This window comes from Stenotrophomonas sp. PUT21, from assembly GCF_052232875.1.
GTDB classification, from domain to species: domain Bacteria; phylum Pseudomonadota; class Gammaproteobacteria; order Xanthomonadales; family Xanthomonadaceae; genus Stenotrophomonas; species Stenotrophomonas maltophilia_N.
The window spans coordinates 4341586-4359642 of record NZ_CP197645.1; the positions used below are offsets into that span (position 1 = coordinate 4341586).

Annotated in this window: 17 protein-coding genes; 3 read left to right on the top strand and 14 right to left on the bottom strand. The window is 67.1% G+C overall.

The features are described from left to right. Positions 1-435 precede the first annotated feature (435 nt). The 4 genes from ACTT2I_RS19390 to ACTT2I_RS19405 form a co-directional block, all read right to left on the bottom strand. Positions 436-1746, bottom strand: a complete 1311-nt coding sequence (locus ACTT2I_RS19390) for an ABC transporter permease (RefSeq protein ID WP_421100135.1) — start codon at positions 1744-1746, stop codon at positions 436-438. Between the two features lie 10 nt (positions 1747-1756). Next, positions 1757-2917, bottom strand: coding sequence for an ABC transporter permease (locus tag ACTT2I_RS19395; protein WP_421100136.1), 1161 nt, complete (start codon positions 2915-2917; stop codon positions 1757-1759). A 14-nt stretch (positions 2918-2931) separates the two neighbouring features. Beyond that, positions 2932-3621 (bottom strand): ABC transporter ATP-binding protein, encoded by a 690-nt coding sequence (locus tag ACTT2I_RS19400; RefSeq protein WP_088434423.1) that lies wholly within the window; start codon positions 3619-3621, stop codon positions 2932-2934. 195 nt (positions 3622-3816) lie between these two features. Continuing rightward, complete coding sequence (locus tag ACTT2I_RS19405) at positions 3817-5052, bottom strand: efflux RND transporter periplasmic adaptor subunit (protein WP_293978861.1); 1236 nt, start codon at positions 5050-5052, stop codon at positions 3817-3819. Positions 5053-5348: 296 nt separating this feature from the next. Between ACTT2I_RS19405 and ACTT2I_RS19410 the strand changes: the two genes are divergently transcribed. Then, positions 5349-6584, top strand: coding sequence for a sensor histidine kinase (locus ACTT2I_RS19410; protein ID WP_421100137.1), 1236 nt, complete (start codon positions 5349-5351; stop codon positions 6582-6584). Continuing rightward, entirely contained in the window at positions 6581-7183 is a 603-nt protein-coding gene (locus tag ACTT2I_RS19415) for a response regulator transcription factor (protein WP_088434426.1), read from the top strand. Before ACTT2I_RS19410 ends, ACTT2I_RS19415 begins: the two co-directional genes overlap by 4 nt. 30 nt (positions 7184-7213) lie before the next feature. Here ACTT2I_RS19415 and ACTT2I_RS19420 read toward each other — a convergent pair whose 3' ends face one another. The 10 genes from ACTT2I_RS19420 to ACTT2I_RS19465 form a co-directional block, all read right to left on the bottom strand. Continuing rightward, a complete protein-coding gene (locus tag ACTT2I_RS19420) occupies positions 7214-7780 on the bottom strand; it encodes a cytochrome b (protein WP_421100138.1) in 567 nt (188 codons plus the stop codon). Continuing rightward, a complete protein-coding gene (locus ACTT2I_RS19425; protein ID WP_421100139.1) occupies positions 7777-8889 on the bottom strand; it encodes a catalase family peroxidase in 1113 nt (370 codons plus the stop codon). Before ACTT2I_RS19425 ends, ACTT2I_RS19420 begins: the two co-directional genes overlap by 4 nt. Positions 8890-9047: 158 nt before the next feature. Next, positions 9048-10415 (bottom strand): leucyl aminopeptidase family protein, encoded by a 1368-nt coding sequence (locus ACTT2I_RS19430; RefSeq protein ID WP_293978872.1) that lies wholly within the window; start codon positions 10413-10415, stop codon positions 9048-9050. 28 nt (positions 10416-10443) lie between these two features. Next, positions 10444-11154 (bottom strand): HAD family hydrolase, encoded by a 711-nt coding sequence (locus ACTT2I_RS19435; protein WP_088434430.1) that lies wholly within the window; start codon positions 11152-11154, stop codon positions 10444-10446. A gap of 64 nt (positions 11155-11218) precedes the next feature. Beyond that, entirely contained in the window at positions 11219-11695 is a 477-nt protein-coding gene (locus tag ACTT2I_RS19440) for a hypothetical protein (RefSeq protein ID WP_421100140.1), read from the bottom strand. A 98-nt stretch (positions 11696-11793) separates the two neighbouring features. After that, positions 11794-12885, bottom strand: a complete 1092-nt coding sequence (locus ACTT2I_RS19445; protein WP_088434432.1) for an AI-2E family transporter — start codon at positions 12883-12885, stop codon at positions 11794-11796. Positions 12886-13021: 136 nt separating this feature from the next. Next, positions 13022-13495, bottom strand: a complete 474-nt coding sequence (locus ACTT2I_RS19450; protein ID WP_088434433.1) for a protein sip-5 — start codon at positions 13493-13495, stop codon at positions 13022-13024. After that, on the bottom strand, positions 13492-13992 hold the full coding sequence (locus ACTT2I_RS19455; protein WP_443096744.1) for a phage holin family protein: 501 nt from the start codon (positions 13990-13992) through the stop codon (positions 13492-13494). Before ACTT2I_RS19455 ends, ACTT2I_RS19450 begins: the two co-directional genes overlap by 4 nt. An 8-nt stretch (positions 13993-14000) precedes the next feature. Then, complete coding sequence (locus tag ACTT2I_RS19460; protein ID WP_019185548.1) at positions 14001-14366, bottom strand: hypothetical protein; 366 nt, start codon at positions 14364-14366, stop codon at positions 14001-14003. Positions 14367-14477: 111 nt separating this feature from the next. Further along, positions 14478-15905: a Do family serine endopeptidase gene (locus ACTT2I_RS19465; protein WP_088434434.1), complete on the bottom strand. Its 1428-nt coding sequence runs from the start codon at positions 15903-15905 to the stop codon at positions 14478-14480. Positions 15906-16461: 556 nt separating this feature from the next. On the opposite strand from ACTT2I_RS19465, the gene ACTT2I_RS19470 reads away from it, so the two are divergent. After that, complete coding sequence (locus ACTT2I_RS19470; protein ID WP_421100143.1) at positions 16462-17481, top strand: histone; 1020 nt, start codon at positions 16462-16464, stop codon at positions 17479-17481. Positions 17482-18057: the final 576 nt, after the last annotated feature.

The following is an 18057-nucleotide window of genomic DNA, read 5'->3' on the forward strand; positions in this document are numbered from 1 at the left end:
GTTTCTCTTTCTCTGTAAAAACATTCGCCCGTTCGGGCAGCGTGGGGAACAACACACCACGACGTGGGGGGCGGGAGTCTAATGACTTTTCAAAATTTTTACTTTCATTTGAAAGCTTGAAAACAGCGATAAATGAACGATGGCTGACAAAACCACGCATTCAGACGAAACCTTTTTCACATCGTCGTGCCGCGCGCAGAAAAACGTGGCGCCGCGTTGGGCAGAGGCACCGATAGCGGCGCCGTGCGCGGCAACTTGAGGGCGTGCGACCGGGCGTCGCAGCGGGCATACAGGTACGCACGCCGGCGTGCGCGCCGCAATTAAACGTGCAGTGAATAGCGCACGCAAAAAAACAACCGCATGCTTGCGAATGCGGTTGCAGGATTGCTAGTTGCGTGCGCGATCACGCGCACGCGCGTTGTTCAAACGTATCGCTCAGGTCTCGCGCAACGCCGTTGTGATCGGCAGACGGGCGGCACGCAGCGCCGGGAACAACCCACCGACCAGGCCGATGCCGAGCGCCCACTTCAAGCCTGTCCACAGCAACTGCGGGGAGACCTGGAACTGGAACACCACCTGGCTGAAGTTGTTGCCCAGGGTGGAGACGGTGTAGTTGTTGAACACCAGCCAAGCCACCAGCCCGCCGAGCAGGCCGCCAAGCAGGGCCAGCAGCATCGTCTCCAGCATCACCGCGGTCACCACCGGCACGCCGCGGAAACCGATCGCCCGCATCGTCGCGATCTCGCGGGCCCGCGTGGCCACGGCGGCATACATGGTGTTGAGCGCGCCGAACACCGCGCCGATCGCCATGATCGCGCCGATCACCGTACCCAGTATGCTGATCAGCTTGCTGAGCCCGCCGGACTGCTTGCGGTAATAGTCCCGGGTGGTCTCCACGTCCAGCTTCAGGCGCGGGTCGGCCTCCATCGCCGCCTTGAACCGCGTAAAGCCCGCCGCCCCTTCGGTACGCACGTTGACCGACTGGTAGGCACTGCGGTTGTAGGTGGTGGACAACGTCTGCGTGTCCGACCACAGCTCCGACTCGTGCACATCGTTGGAGGCGAACACGCCGACCACCGTCCATTCCTGCTTGCCCAGCTGCAGGGTCTTGCCGATCTCCAGGCCCTCGAACTGCGCCTGGGCACCCTTGCCGACCACGATCTCGCGCAGGCCAGGCTTGAATTTACGCCCGGCAATGATGCGCACGTTGTCGCGTACCGCCCACGCCTGTTCGCCGACACCGCGGAACTGCACGTTGGTATCGCTGTGGTCGCTGCGCGAGAGCAGGCTGATCACCTGCGAAAGCTCGGCGGAGATCAGCGGCTTGCCATCACTGCCGCGCGCCACGCCGGGCAGGTTCTCGATCAGCGGGACCTGGTCGCGCATGATCACCGAGTTGGTTTCCGCCTGCGAGCCGCCGCGCAGCACGATCGCCACGTCATCGCTGCCGCTGCGCTCCAGGGTGGCCTTGAAGCCATCGCCCATGGCCAGCATCGCCACCAGCACCCCGACCACGCCGGCGATGCCGACCACGATCACCGAGGAGGCGCCCCAGCGCTGCGGCAGGCTGGCGATACCGATCCGCGCCGCCGCCAGCGACAACCGCCCACTGCGGGTCAGCACCAGCCAGGCCGCCAGCAGCACGGCGAGCGCCAGTACCATCCACCACGGCAGCACGATCCACACCACCAGGGCGACCAGCAACGCCACCACCGTCAGTACGTTCCACATCCATTGCGTTTTCATGGTGGTCTCCTCAGCGCCCGGCCAGTGCATCGACGATCTTCAACCGCTGTGCGCGCAACGCCGGCAACAGCCCCACCACAACCCCGATCACCGCCATCAGGCACAGCGCCATCACCCACGTCTGCGCCGGTACGCCGGGCAGGCTGATCATGCCTTGGCTGCTGGTACTGATCACCGGCATCACGATCGAGGCCAGGCCCATGCCGATCAGCCCGCCGAGCACGATCAACAGCACCGACTCGACCATCACCAGCACCAGCACGGTGCCGTCCTTGAAGCCCAGCGTCTTGAGGATCGCCAGCTCCGGGATGCGCTCACGCACGGCTTGGGCCATGGTGTTGCCGGTGAGCAGGACGAGGGTGAAGAACACCGCGGCCATGATGCCGGTGACGATCAGGCCGATATCGGCGAACTGCTTGGCGAAGGCCTGCGAGAACGAGGCCTCGGTCTGCGACTTGGTTTCGTGATCGGAGTTCAGCGACAGCGCATCGATCGCCTGGGCCACGCGTGAGGCATGCGCGGGGTTCTCCAGCTGCACGGTGTAGAAGCTGACCTGGTTCTTGATGTAGTCGTTGGATTCATCGAAGTAGCTCCAGTGCAGCATCAGCTGGTTTTCCGCACTGGCGTTGTTGCGGTCCTTGGCCCGGTAGATGCCGCTCAGCTCCAGCGGCCAGTCGTTGCTGCCCTTGCGCGGGAAGATCGTGGCCTGCATCGGAATGGTGTCGCCCACCTTCCAGCCGAAGCGTTTGGCCAGGGCTTCACCGACCAGCGCGCCGGTCCGGGTGTTCTTGAACGCCTCGGCCTGCTCGGGCGGCAGCTCGAACTCCGGGTACAGGTCCATGTAGTTGTCCGAGACCGAGAAACTCGGGAAGAAGTTCTTCTGGTCCTGGTAGATGCCGCCGAACCACATCGCGTAGTTGACCTTGCGCACGCCCGGGGTGGCTTCGATGTCGCGCAGCAGCCGCAACGGCAGGCTTTGGGTGATCGACAGTTTGGAGGAGACCACCAGCCGCTTGGCGCCTTCAATGGTGTCGCCGCCGGAGTTGAACGCCACGCGGACCGAATCGAGCATGCCGAACAGCAGGAAGGCCGCCACCACCGACAGCAGCGTCAGCAGGGTGCGGGTCTTGCTGCGGAACAGCTGTGCCCAGACCAGCGAGAGATATTTCATCGCCGCATCCTCCGTCAGTGGGCCGCTGGCACGCCGGCCAGTTCGCCCTTGTCCAGGTGCACCGTGTGGGTGGCGTACTCGGCGGCCTTGGGATCATGGGTGACCATGATGATGGTCTTGCCGTGTTCGCGGTTGAGCTGCTGCAGCAGCCCCAGGATCTCCTCGGCGGACTGGCGGTCCAGATCGCCAGTGGGTTCATCGCAGATCAGGAAGGTGGGGTCGGAGACGATCGCGCGGGCGATCGCCACGCGCTGCTGCTGACCACCGGAGAGCTCATTCGGGCGGTGGCTGCGGCGGTCGGCCAGGCCGACCAGGGTCAGCGCGATCTCGGCATTGCGCTTGCGCTGCGCGGCGCCCAGGTGGGTGAGCAGCAGCGGCAGCTCCACATTCTTCTGCGCGGTCAGCATCGGCATCAGGTTGTAGAACTGGAACACGAAGCCGACGTGGTGGCTGCGCCAGGTGGAGAGCTGGCCACCGCTCATGCGGTCGATGCGCTCGCCTTCGATCTCGATCTCACCGCCGGTGGGCGTGTCCAACCCGCCGATCAGGTTCAGCAGGGTCGTCTTGCCCGAGCCGGACGGGCCCATCAGCGCGACGAAATCGCCGGCCTGGATGTCCAGATCAATGCCGTGCAGCACCTGCACTTTCTCGGCGCCGCGCTGGTAGGTCTTGGTGATGTTGCGGAGCGAAACCAGGGTGGACATGGGTGGTTCTCCGTGGATCGGAAAGGAAGGCGTACGGCGTGTCCGGGAAAGCTCCCGGACGCCACGGTGACGGGCAGCCGCCACCGTGCGCGCCGTGAGGGCACGAGGGAATCGCACTTGCCGCGAGCGTGAGAGCGGCTCGCGTACCGCATGGGCGCAGGCCGGTGGCGCAATGCCCACGCAGCCGGTTGTCCGTCAGGGGGTTTCGGTGACCTTGCTGCCGTCGTGCAGCTCGGCCGGTGGGGTGGTCACCACGACGTCGCCGGCACTCAGGCCCTGGGTGACCTGGCGGTCGTTGTTGAGCGTGGTGCCCACGGTGATCGCCCGCTGTTCCACCCGCGCATCGTCCTTGACCACGAAGGCGACCGTCTTCTGATCGCGCTCCACGATCGCCGAGGCCGGCACGCGCACGCCCTGTGGCTTGGCGGCCTCGGCAGGTCGGGCGCTTTCCAGGAAGCTGACCCGCACACCCATTTCCGGCACGATGCGCGGGTCTTTGGTCTTCAGCGCCACGCGCACTTTCACGGTGGCCTTGCCGCGGTCGGCGGTGGGAATGATCGCGATCACCTCGGCCGGAATCTTCCAGTCCGGGTAGGCATTGAGGGTGGCTTCGACCGGCATCTTCGGCTGCACGCGGCCGATGAAGGATTCGCCGACCTCGACTTCGATCTCCAGTGAATCCATGTCCACGATGGTGCCGATGCCGGTCCGGGTGAAGCCGCCGCCGGCCGACAGCGGCGAGACGATCTCGCCCGGCTGTGCGGCCTTGGCGGTGACCACGCCGGAGAACGGCGCACGCACGATGTTGTTGTCCACGCCGAGATCGGCGATTGCCAGCGAATCGCTGGCCACGGTGGTGTTGCGCTGGGCGGTCCTGAGCTGGGCGCGCAGGTTGTCGCGCTGGGCGATGGCCAGGTCGTACTGCGAGCGCGAGACCAGTTGCTGGCCGACCAGTGCCTGCAGGCGACCGGCTTCGGCATCGGCCTGGGCCACCTGTGCCTGCAGACCGGCCAGCTGGCTGCGCGCGGCCTCGAGCTGGGAGGCCGACAGGCTGCGCTGGGCGTTGGCGTCGATCGGGTCGAGCGTGGCCATCACCTGGCCTTCTTCCACGCGCATGCCTTCCTCGATCATCACTTCGCGGACCTTGCCGGTGATCTTGGCCGAGACCGTGGCCATGCGCCGGGCGACGACGTAGCCGCTGGCGTCGAGCACCGAGCTGCTGGCACCGCCCTGTTGGATCGCCACGACGGGCGCGGTGGTCACCGCGATGGGGCGCTCGCGGCCGAACACGACCCAGGCCAGGCCAGCCAACACAATGAAAAGGACGATCGCCAGCACGATCCAGCGGCCACGTCGCGAGGGCGACGGCGGCGGCGAACCGGCCTTGCGGTCGATGCGGAGTTCCTTGAGCAGTTCAGCGGATGCGTTCATCGTGAGTCTGGACGGGGAATCGGGCCGAGTGTGACCGCATCGGCGGCCGAGGGGCAAACCGGCACGGTGGCCGGGATGGGCACAGCATGCCCGGCGGTCTGACGCGGCGGCAGTGACAGCTGTCACCTGCATGGGCTGACGACGGCCACTGGGGCCGGGCCGCCCCGGGGCCGAAGCTGTGGGTGTCTTCTCCGGGAATCGGTCATGCCCACCTCCACCATGTCACCCCTGGCCTGCCTGCATTACGTGGAGATCCACGACGGCGGCGCCGCCTGCGGCGCATCGGCTGAAGTGGCATGATCGCGCCTGTTCGTTCTGCCTTGGAATCGTCCGTGTCCTTCAGTCGGCTCGCCTCCCTGCTGCGCCCCGCGCCGGATTCGGCCGTGGCCGAGAACCTGCGGCGCGGCAAATCGCCGTGGGTGGATGCGATCCACCTGCTGTGGACGCTGTGGGTGTTCCTGACGCCGTTGTTCGGCGGTGGCTACACCTGGCGCTGGGCCGCGCTGACGCTGCTGACCTATCCGGTGTTCCTCGTGCTGTACGCCGGGGTGCTGCTGGCACCGCGCTGCCATGCGCCGCGCTACGCGCTCTCAATGGTCGTGCTGGGGCTGGTGCCCCTGGCGTGGTACCCCTCAGCGGTGAGCTACTTCATCTTCGGCTGCGTCACCCTGCGCGTCTCGCGCCGCAGCGGCTATGGGCGCTACCTGCTGCAACTGGCCGGGTTGAACGCGCTGTTCGTGGTGGTGGGCTTGCTGGCCCACTACCCGTGGCAGGCGCTGATCTGGATCCCGAGCATGGCGATGATCATCAGCCTGGTGGTCAATTTCGAAACCGCCAATCATGAAAAGGATGCGGCGCTGCAGCTGTCCCAGGACGAGGTGCGTCGGCTGGCGGCGACCGCCGAACGCGAGCGCATCGGTCGCGATCTGCACGATCTGCTGGGCCATACGCTGTCCCTGATCACCTTGAAGCTGGAGCTCTCGCGCAAGCTGGCCGACCGCGATCCGGACGGCTCGCGCCGCGAAGTGGCCGAGGCCGAAACGATCGCGCGCCAGGCGCTGGCCGAAGTGCGCAGCGCGGTCACCGGCATCCGCGCCAGCGACCTGGCCGCCGAGCTGGCCTCGGCCCGCTTGCTGCTGGAGTACCAGCACGTGCATCTGCACTACGCGCCGCCGCCGCCCATGCCGGTCGATACGGAGCGTGCGCTGTCGCTGGTCCTGCGCGAAGCGGTGACCAATGTCGCCCGCCATGCACAGGCGCGGCAGGCGTGGGTCACCTTCGAGCAGGACGGGCGCAGTCTGTTGATGCAGATCCGCGATGACGGGCGTGGCGGTGCCCACGTGGATGGCAATGGCCTGACCGGCATGCGCGAACGCGTTGCTGCCCTGCGCGGCACCTTGGTGCTGCAGTCGGCAAAAGGGGAGGGCACCTGCGTGACGGTCCGCGTCACCTTGCCGGCCGCGACCACGGCGGTGGTGGCGCCGGTGGCAGTGCCGACCGCGCCGTCGCTGCCGGCCGGGGGCGCATCATGATCCGCATCGTGCTCGCCGAAGACCAGGCGATGGTGCGCGGCGCGCTGTCAGCGCTGCTCGGGCTGGAGCCGGACATCGAAGTGCTGGGCAGCGCCGCCGATGGCGAGGCCGCATGGCGGATGCTGCAGCAGCTCAAGCCGGACATCCTGGTCACCGATATTGAAATGCCCGGCCTGTCCGGGCTGGAGCTGGCCCAGCGGATCGCCCGCCAGGGCCTGCCGATCAAGGTGGTGATCGTCACCACGTTCGCGCGGTCGGGTTTCCTGCGCCGTGCGCTGGATGCCGGCGTCTGCGGCTATCTGCTCAAGGATGCGCCGGCCGAACGCCTGGCCGATGCGCTGCGCCAGGTGCAGCACGGCGGCCGTGCGATCGACCCGCAACTGGCGCTGGATGCCTGGTCGCAGGCCGACCCGCTCAACGACCGCGAACGCCAGGTGCTGCGCCTGTCCGGCGATGGGCGCTCGGCCACCGAGATCGCCACCCAGCTCGGCCTCTCGCACGGCACCGTACGCAATTACCTGTCCGAGTGCATCGGCAAGCTCGGCGTGGCCAACCGCATCGAAGCGTACCGGCTGGCACGGCAGAAGGGCTGGTTGTAACCGCCGCCTCCACCGGCCAGTCGTCGGTGGCTACCGGGGCTCGGTATCGCGGGGGGAAGGGCGCCCCGGTCCCTTCGCCATCGCCTGGAACACGCCATCGCGGCGCACCCAGAGGTGGAACAGCGCGGCCGACAGGTGCATGATCACCGTGGCGAACAGCACATACGCCAGCAGGCTGTGGGCATTGCGCAGCGCTGCATACAGCGCCGGATCGTGTGGCAGGATCGCCGGCAGGTGCACGCCGGCCCCCATCACGATCGGATAGCCACCGGCCGACAACATGGCCCAGCCGATAAGCGGCATCGCCAGCATCAGCCCGTAGAGCACCCAGTGCGAGGCATGTGCGGCGAGCGCCTGCCAGGCCGGCAGGTCGGCCGGCAGCGGCGGCGGGCGATGGCGCAGGCGGTTGTACAGCCGCACCAGCACCAGCAGCAGGATCGCGATGCCCAGCGGCCGATGCAGGTCGATCAGCATCGGCCGCCAGTGCAGCGAGGCGACCATGGTCACGCCCACGAACAGCATGGTCAGGATCATCGCGGCCATCAGCCAGTGCAGGACGCGGGCGAGGAGATTGAAATGGCCGGCATCACGGTTCATCGCGCACCTTCCTTGCCCGTGGCGGCGGGCGCTTTGCCGCTGGCGATTTCGCGCTCGCGACGATTGAACGATTGCGAGTACACCGCCGAGCGTGCGGCCAGGATCGGATCCTCCGTGCCGGCCACGCCGCTGGGAAGGATCAGCGGATCGTAGTTCAGATCGCGGCAGGCGCCGGTGGCCTGCGGCTGCATGCTGCTCAGGGTCAGCGTGCCGGCCTTCACCTGGCGGCGGTCCTCCGGCCAGACCTGCGAGGGGTCGTTGATCGGGTCGCCGTCGTTGGCGATGGTCACCCACATGTCCCAGCGCATCGGGCCCTGCGCCAGGCGCTGTGCGAACTCCTCGCTGAGGAAATCGTCGTCGGACTGCGCGCGCTGCTCCGGCGTCATGTCCTCGAACGGCGCCTGCGGCCGCATGCTCCAGCGCACGAAACGGTGGCTGCCATCGGCGGCGGTGAAGCGGAAACTGTTGACGCCGTTGTAGGCGGTGTTGGCCCAGCTGTTCGACCATGGGGCGGTCTTGGCCCACTGCTGGAAGGCACGTGCGGACGGGTACTTTTCCAGCACGGCGGCCATCTTCGCCGGGTCCGGCTTACCGGTGGCCGGGTCCGGGATGCCGGCGCGGGTCTGCTCCAGGAAGGCCTCGGCGGTGGGCACCGCGAAGAACGGGAAGCTGTTCATCGCCATGCGCCATTCCTGGCCGTCGTCACTGACCAGCTGCAGCGCCATGCTGCGTACGCGGGCCTTGTTGTCGGCGCCGTGCGGGTCGCCGCCGCCGATCGAGAGGCGGCCCAATACCGGGACCTGGCGCTGCCGGAACACGCGTGCCGAACTCAGCGCCGCGCCTTCCGGCGTGCCCTGGAACACACCGTTGACGCAGACACCCTTGGTATGCGCGCGGCGGAAGCCGGGCTGCGGCGGACCGGTCGCCTCGATGGCATCGGTGAAGGTCTGCGCGGTGACCCGGTCGCGACCGATCCAGCCGGCCAGCCAGGCAAACGCCAGCACCAGGCCGCCCGCGATCAGGGCGATCAGCGCGATCCACAACAGCGGTGAGGGAGGGCGTGATCCGCCCGGTTCGCGACCAGCGCGGGTATAGCCGAAGAGCGACATGTCCGGGTTCCTGCCTTCACGATGCGTGTGGGTGGGCGACAGCGGGCATCGTCGCAGAACGCGGCGCAAGCCGATATTCACATTTTCGACAACTCTTCAAAAACGACGATCCCCGCCGCAGCGGGGATCGTCGGGTTCGGCGTATGCCGGGCGCAGACTCAGGCGTAGCGCGCCTTGAGCATCGCCCACGCCGAACGCAGCGCCAGCGCCTCGCCACCGGCCGGGCGGCCCGGGCGTTCGCCGTCGTTCCAGGCGTACACATCCAGGTGCGCCCAGGTCTGGCCTTCGGCGATGAAGCGCTCCAGGTACAGCGCCGCGGTGACCGAGCCGGCCATGCGCGACCCGGCGTTGGCCAGATCGGCGATGTTGCTGTGCAGGTAGCGCAGGTACGGGCGCCACAGCGGCATGCGCCAGACCGGATCGCGCACCGATTCACCGGCTTGCAGCCACTGCTGGGCCAGGGTGTCGTCGTTGCTGAAGAGCGCCGGCAGGTCCGGGCCGAGCGCGATGCGGGCCGCGCCGGTCAGGGTGGCGAAGTCGAGCACGATCTCCGGCTGCTGCTCGCTGGCATAAGTCAGCGCATCGGCGAGGATCACGCGGCCTTCGGCATCGGTGTTGTCGATCTCGATGCTCAGGCCCTTGCGGGTGGCGATGACTTCGCCCGGGCGGAACGCATCGGGGCCGATCGCGTTTTCCACCGCCGGGATCAGCAGGGTCAGCTGCACCGGCAGCTGCTGGGCCATGATCAGCCCCGCCAAGCCGAGCGCGTGCGCGGCGCCGCCCATGTCCTTCTTCATGTTGCGCATGCCATCGCCCGGCTTGATGTCCAGCCCGCCGGTATCGAAGCACACGCCCTTGCCGACCAGCGCCACGTGCGGCTGGCCCGCATTGCCCCAGCGCAGCACGATCAGGCGCGGGGCCCGATGCGAGGCGCGGCCCACCGCGTGGATGGACGGGAAGTTCTGCTCCAGCAGCGCATCGCCGGTGATCACCTCGATCTGCGCGCCATGGGCGCTGGCCAGTTCGCGCGCGGCGTCTTCAAGCTGCTGCGGACCCATGTCTTCCGTCGGGGTGTTGACCCAGTCGCGCACGCGCAGGCTGGCGGCGATCACGTCGCGCACTTCGGCCGAGGGCGTGGCGGCCAGCTGGGCCGGTGCACGATTTGGTTTGCGATAGCGCGCGAATCGGTAGCTGCCCAGACCCCAGCCCAGCTGCAGCAGGGTCTCGATTTCCGGTGCCAGTGCATCGGCCAGCGTCCAGACGGTGCCTTCCGGCAGCGCGAACGGCGCATGTGCGTAGCTGTACGCATCGCCCGGGTCACCCACGCCGATGATCGCGCCGGCCAGGCCGTGCTCGCCCGGCAGCAGTACCACGCTGCCACCGCTGCCGTTGAAGCGCTGCGCATCCAGCCACGCGCCCAGCGCGTCGGACTGCTGTGCGCGCCAGCCGGTGTACTGCTCGCGGGTCATGACGTGCAGCGGCAGTGCGTTGCTCGTTTCGGAAGTGAAACCGTTGATCTGGGACATGGGACTCGAAGGCTCCTTGGGCGGCGGCTTACGCGTGCTGGGCGGATGCGTTCGCATCCAGCCAGTCGGCCAGCCCGGTCAGGGTGTCGAACTGCAGATCGGGCTGCAGTGAAGGATGGTTCCAGGCGTGCTCTTCGCGGTTGATCCAGCAGCCGCGCAGGCCCGCCTGCATCGCACCGACCACGTCCATCTCGGCGTGGTCGCCCACATGCAGTACCTGGGCGGGGGCGACGCCGAGACGCTCGCAGGCGGCGTGGAAGATGCTGGCGGCCGGCTTGGCCGCGCCGTGCTCGCGCGAGCCGAGCTGGAAGGTGAAGTGGTGGGACACGCCGATCCGCTGCAGGTCGGCATTGCCGTTGCTGAGCGCGGCCACGGGCACGCGCGCGGCGATCCGGGCCAGCGCGTCCATCGCATCCGGGTAGAACTCGACCTGGTTGCGCGCGGCATAGAACGCCTCGTACGCCGGTTCGAGCAGGGCCGGGTCGGCGCCGCTTTTCTCCAGCGCCTCGCTCAGCGTCAACCGGCGCAGTGCGCTGAGGTCGTAGTGCAGGTGCGGGTTGTCATGGAAGGAGCGCTCGCGCAGTTCGCGCATCGCCGCCACCGGGTACATCGCGGCGGTGGCGGGGCTGTGCTGGAGCATCCACTCGTACAACACCTGGTCGATGCGGGCGCCGATGGGGGCGAACGGCCACAGGGTGTCGTCGAGGTCGAGGGTGATGGCTTGGACGGGGAAATTCACCCCGCCATTCTACGCCTGCGCGCGCGGGCTTTCATCGCGCGCAGGCAGCGCAGGCGCAGGTCCTTCAGCGCAGGTCGTAGGAACAGCCGATGGATGCCTGCCCGTCCTGCTGCCGCACGTTCAGGTCATGTCGACCGACCTCCAGGGTGTAGTCGCCGGCCACGTTGTCCCGCATCTTCGCCAGCGCGGCGATCTGCTCGACACTGGCCGTGCTGAAGTACGCGGTGTAACTGTCGACACCATCCTCGCCGCTGGCGCCGTCGTACAGGTACAGGCGGTCCACCGGCTGGCCCAGCACGAGCAGCGGTGTGGTCAGCGCATACTCGCCATCGGTCAGTTCGCCGTACGCCTGCAGCTCGGTCGGCTTGAGCGCCTTCGCCAGCGCGGCGAACTGTGCAGGCGTCAGGTGGCGCTTGCAGGTGACCGCCTCGACCAGCTGGCGGCTGGCCACCTCTGCGCTGGCTGGGGTGGCGGCGAACGTCGGCGCGGCGAGGGCGACAAGGCCGGCGAGAACAAGACAACGGGCAGCGAGGGAAGACATCAGCGTCGGGATCCATCCGAAAAAGTGCCGGTATTCTGGCAGCAATCGGGGATTGCGCGGCCAGCCATGCCTCCGCCCGAACCGATGACTCCAGCAGCTTATTCCAGCAGCTTGGCCCAGCCTTGGGTGCCATCCAGCCGCGCCAGCACCAGCTTGATGCAGACCAGCAGCGGCACCGCCAGCAGCAGGCCGATCATGCCCCACAGCCAGCCGAACACCATCAGCGCCAGGATCAGGATCAGCGGTGAGATCGCCATCCGGCGGCCGAGCACAATGGGCGTGACCACCTGGCCCTCCACGGTATGCAGGGCCAGATAGCACGCGGCCGGCAGCAGCGCCTGGAACGGATCGCTGAACTCCACGAAGCCCATCAGCAGCATCAGCGCCACGCCGATCAGCGGCCCCACATACGGCGCGAAGTTCAGCAGCGCCGCCACGGTGCCCCACAGCAGCGCCTCCTGCAGCGAGATGCCGAGCAGCAGCAGGATGCCGGAGAACACCAGGCCGACCAGCGTGTTGATCACGGTGATGGTCAGTACATAACGGGAGACCTCGCGCTCGATCGAACGCAGAATGTCGGTGGTGAAGCGTTGCTGCTGGCGGCTGGGGAACAGGGCGATGGCATGTTTCTGCAGGCTCTGCCCGTAGATCATGAAGAACAGGGTCAACAGCACCACCGCCAGCACCGAGGCGGCCAACCGGGGTGCCCGGGTCAGCACCTTGTAGGGATCATCTAGCTGGGTGCGCACGATCTGCACCCGGCGGCTGCCTTCGCCACCGGCCACGCGCGCGAAGTTCTCGGCGGCCTGGTTGGCCTGCTGCACCGGCTTGGTCAGGTTCTGCACCTGGCGGGCGACCTTGCGCAACTGCTGCGGTGCTTCCTGGGCCCACTCCATCGCCGGGCCGACCAGTTGCACGCCCAGCGCGGCGGCGCCGCTCAGGCCAATGCCGAGCACCAGCACCGCGCCGAGGAACCGGGGGATCCAGATCTTCTGCAGCACCCGCAGGATCGGGTTGCCGACCAGGGCGAAGAACATCGCCAGCAGGATCGGCAGCACCACGTCCTGTGCCGCCCACAAGGTGAACGCGACCGCCAACGTGGCCAGGATCACCAGCGACATCGGGGCGCGGGGGCGCGGCGGGGAGGGTGCGACGGCGGCTTCAGCGGAAGGGGGAACCGGAACGCTCATGCAGGTCGCACACTGGAAGGGAGCGCCATTATTGGGCAAGCCGGGTGCGCGTGGCGTGTGGGGTGCGTGCAGACGAAGAAAGGCCCCGCAGCAGATGCCGCAGGGCCTTCGGATGCTGCGGCCGAGCGCGGTGCGATCAGCGTTCGGACAGGTCCGTGGCCGCTTCAGCCGGTTGCGGCTGATACGGCGAGGCCGGGTCGGCACGCCGTTCCGGGCTGAGCCGTGGCGCTGCGGGTGCGGCAGCGGCAGCGGGCTGACGCGGTACCTCATCGGCCGCGTCATCTACCTTGTCCGCGGCCTGCTCGGCGGTATCAGCCGCTTCGCTGGCCTGCATCGAGGCAAACGCGGCCTGGGTGCTGGCCACCAGATTGGACACCGAGCCGATCATCTGCAGCCAACGCGCGCCCTGCACTTTCGCACCAAGACCGGTCGGCTCCAGCTTGCCGGCCAGGAAGCCGCCGGCCAGGCCCACCGTGATGATGCGCATGGGTGTCCACCCGGAGCGCCAGACGGTACTCAGGGTGAACCAGCTGCTGCGGGTTTTCTCGACCCGCACCGCGACCACCAGCTCGGCACGCTGGACGCGTTGCCGCAAGGCTTCGAAGTTCATCGCTTCACCCCCGTGGTGTCCACGTCGGCATCGGGATCTTCATCGCTGGGTTCGTCATACAGGCCCAGCCGCGACAACTGGCGGCGAGTGGCATGCATGCCGGTATGGCGGAAGAAGAACGACACGCGCCACATGGCGTAACCGGTGACCAGCAGGCTGACGACCGAGGTGATCAGCAGCGAATGGAACCAGGACAGGCCCCACCGCTGCATCAGGGCGATCAACGTGCCGGCCAGCAACAGCCAGGCCGACGCGCCGAACACGATCGCCACGCCGGCCCAGGCAAGCGCCCGGCCAAACGCACTGCGGGCCAGTGCGAAATCGGCCGAGGCCAGACGTCGCAGGGAGCGCAGCGTGTGCTTGGCCGAATCCACCGTCTCACGGCCGGCCTCACCGACCTGGCGGATGCTTTCGTCCAGGCGTGGTGCTTTTTCACCGCTGTCCGGTGGCGGGGTATCCGCGCCACCGGTGGCGGTCGACTGGGCTTGATCGCTCACGCCGCTGCTTACTTGTCGCCGCCGCTGCGGGCCAGCTTGGCGATGATCCAGCCCGCCGCGAAGGCGACGCCGAAGGAGGCCAGCGGACGCTCACGAATCAGCTCGGCGGCGCTGTCGACCAGGTCCTTGCCCTTGTCCATCAGTGCATCGACCTGTTCCTTGGCAGCAGCGCCACCGAACTCGGCCGCGGCCAGGCCGGAGAGCGCGGTATCGGACAGTTCGGCCTTGACGTTGGCCTTGCCGATGCGCAGCTCGTCACCGGCAGCACCGGTGGCGCCCTTGATGGCACCGCCGGCAGCGGTGGCCGCCGACTTCAGGTGCGAGCCGGCTTCGCCCAGGTGTTCCTTCAGGTTCTCGGTATTGGTGGGGCTCATCGTGTATCTCCTGCTATGCGATGGGGAAGGTGACCGCGGACGATCCGACGGCAACGAACACAAGGTAATAGCACCGGCCGGGTGTAAGCCACGTTACGGCTGTCGCCGCGTTCAGCGCATCACCAGCTGACCACCGCCGTTTCCACGGAGGATCCGCAGCACCAACTGGGCCGGACGCTGCTGGAAGTTGGCGCGCCAGCTGGCGAGGTCGGCAAACTCACCCGCCGTTGCCGCGGTGATCACGTCACCCTGCGCAAGTCCGGAGGCTGCCGCGCGGCTGCCGCGTTTGACGTCACTGACCAATACCCCGCTGACGCCCGCCTGGCGCAGCGACTCGGGCAGGTCCACGAAGGTGGCCCCGCCCAGGCGCGGATCGAGCGACTCGCCGGTGACCGCGCGTGCCTGCTCCTTCAGTGTGGCCTTGATCTGCAGCGGCTTGCCTTCGCGGCGCACGTCCAGGGTCAGCGTGCTGCCAACCGGCTGCAGGCCTTCCACGTTGTGCAGCGCCTGCGCGCTGTCCACGCGCTGGCCGTTGGCCGACACCACCACGTCGCCCGGCTTGAGGCCGGCGGCCGCGGCACCGGAACCGGCCAGCACGCGGGTCACCAGCGCGCCGCGCGTCTCGGTCAGGCCCAGGCCCTGCGCGATCTGCTGGGTCAGGTTCTGCGCCTCGATGCCGAGCGTGCCACGCACCACCACCCCGTGTTTGACCAGCTGGTCGACCACGTCGCGCGCCAGGTTGGAGGGAATCGCCAGGCCCAGGCCGATGTTGCCGGCCATGCTGCCCTGCGGGTTGAAACTGGCGGTATTGATGCCGACCAGTTGTCCCTGCAGGTTGACCAGCGCGCCGCCGGAATTGCCGGGGTTGATCGAGGCATCGGTCTGGATGAAGTTCTGGTAGCCCAGCCCGCGGATGCCGCTGCGGCCCACTGCCGAGACGATGCCGGAGGTGACCGTCTGGCTGAAACCGAACGGGTTGCCGATCGCCACCACGAAATCGCCGACGCGCAGCTGCGCGCTGTCGCCGAGCTTGATCTCGGTCAGGTTGCCGGTCGGAATGCGGATCAACGCGACATCGGTATCGGCATCGGAGCCGATGAATTCAGCCTTGACCGTGCGCCCATCGGCCAGGGTCACCTGCACGTCGTCGGCGTTGTCGATGACATGGTGGTTGGTCAGCACCAGGCCCTCGGCGGCATCGATGATCACCCCCGAACCCAGCGATTCGTTGATGCGTTCCTGCGGCACTTCCGGGAACAGCCGGCGGAAGAAGGGGTCATTGAAGTAGGGGTTGCGCACGCGCACCACCTGCTTGGTGTTGACGCTGACCACTGCCGGCATCACCCGTTCCAGCATCGGTGCCAGCGATGGCACCGCCTGCCCGGCGACTGCGGCGGGCAGCGCGGCCGTGGTCGGGATCGTGTACGCGGCCGGCGCTGCCTCGGCCCGGTTGTCCAGGTGCGCGTTGATGGCCGTGGCGGTGAACCCGCCGAAGGCGGCGGCGAGGGCAAGCGTGAGCAGGGTCGGGAGCGGTCGCATGGTCCGGCGGTTCCGTGTCGGAGGGGACGGGGCAGGGAAAAACACATATACGGTAATTCAACCTGAATGAGTGTGTCCGCACTCGGCTAAACCCCGGATGAAATTCATTGCCGGCTGAGGTCCCGATGGGCGGCTGGCCGGCGCGGGCGGCGGCGGCGAAAGGCGGCGGTGGTCGGCTTCAATGTGGGTGCGTGGCGATGCACGCGGCATGGGCAGACCGCATCGGCGCACACGTCCATCGGCTGCGAGCGCGTCATCCAAACCAGCGCAAATGCGCGGTGCGGAGGCAGGGAATGGATCAAGTACGACGATCCATCATCGGATCGCTGGACGCGCCGGCCATGCGCATCCAGACACATCGCGCGTGCCAGGCGTTGGAACGCCGATGCTGTTTTCAAGGGGTTTCGTGCACGCAACCGGTACGTTGCTTGCTGCCGCCGATGAGGGTGCTACTGTCGGCTTGGCACGTGCATCGCATCAAGACCGTTCCACGATGGACCGCGCCGGTATAGCATCGCCAGCGATTTGACTAACCAGGCCCCTTAGGAGGCACTCAATGAGCAACGGTAATGGTGTGACCACGGTTCTCTCGCAGACCGTCGAAGATGCAAAAGAAACCGCCACCAACGTCGGCGAGACCATCGCACACGTTGCGGAAGATGCAGTCGCTTCGGTGAAGAAGACCGCCAAGCGCGCACGCAAGGCTGCCACCACCCAGGTCGCCAAGGTCAAGAAGGCCGTGACCAAGGTCGAGAAGACCGTCGCCAAGAAGGCTGACAAGGCGGCCAAGTCGGTCGGCAAGACCCTGGCCACCGCCAAGCAGAAGCTGGAAGCGGCCAAGAAGAACGCCAAGGCCGAGGCCACCGCGATCAAGAAGCAGGTCGCCAAGAAGAAGGCCGCCGCTGAAAAGGCCGTGACCAAGACCACCAAGGCTGCCGGCAAGAAGGCCACGACCGCCACGAAGGCCGTGACCAAGAAGGCTGCTGCTGCCAAGAAGACCGTGACCAAGAAGGTCGCCACCGCCAGGAAGGCTGTCGCCAAGAAGACCGCGACCGCCAAGAAGGCCGTGACCAAGAAGACCGCCGCCGCCAAGAAGACCGTCGGCAAGAAGGTCGCCGCTGCCAGGACCGCTGTTGCCAAGAAGTCGGCGACCGCCAAGAAGGCCGTGACCAAGAAGACCGCAGCGGCCAAGAAGGTTGCCGGCAAGAAGACCGCCGTCGCCAAGAAGACCGTCGGCAAGAAGGTCGCCACCGCCAAGAAGGCCGTTGCCAAGAAGTCGGCGACCGCCAAGAAGGCCGTGACCAAGAAGACCGCGACCGCCAAGAAGGTGGCCGGCAAGAAGACCGCCGTCGCCCGCAAGTCGGTCGGCAAGAAGGTCGCCACCGCCAAGAAGGCCGTGACCAAGAAGACCGCAGCGGCCAAGAAGACCGTCGGCAAGAAGGTCGCTACCGCCAAGAAGGCTGTGGCCAAGAAGGCCCCGGCGAAGAAGGCTCCGGCCCGCAAGGCCGCCCCGGCCAAGCGTGCTGCCGCCAAGCCGGTTGCCCGCAAGACACCGGCCAAGCGCGCGCGCAAGTAAGTAAGTTGTAACGTGCTGCTCCTGCCTGAGGGCGGGAGCGGCATGGTGGGAACGGCCTGTCCCCGTCCCCGGTCATTTCGGCATCCCCGGTCGAGCGCATCGCGTCACTGTGCGATCAGGCTCCCGGCAATGCTACGCAGCATGCGTTTCATGAAGCAGCTAATCCGCCGCCAAGTGAATTGGGATTCGCTACATCTCCGCGTGTGGCCGTCGATCAGGCCATGCCTGCAAGGTCCTGGGCTGTACCTGAAGGAGCACTGTCAAAAGCGGGTCAGATCGTCCAGTTCTCGAATGACTGTAGAGGCCTTGAAATCAAAGGCGCAATGTCCTAATAATGAGACTGCTCAAGCGTATCGCTTGACCGAGGCAGTCTAATCAAAAAAAGAGATTCAGACCTTGCGGATAGATTTCATGTCCGCGCCCGTGGAAGCACGGGTACGAGAGGAGGCGGTCGCCGCGCCCTCCGGAAACCCGGAGGAGCTCTTCCCGAGGTGGGTCAAGTCAGCAGGAGAACGGCAGTTTCTGAATCTTGATTGGATGTAATCGGCGTTTGATAGTTAAAAACCAGTCTGACTT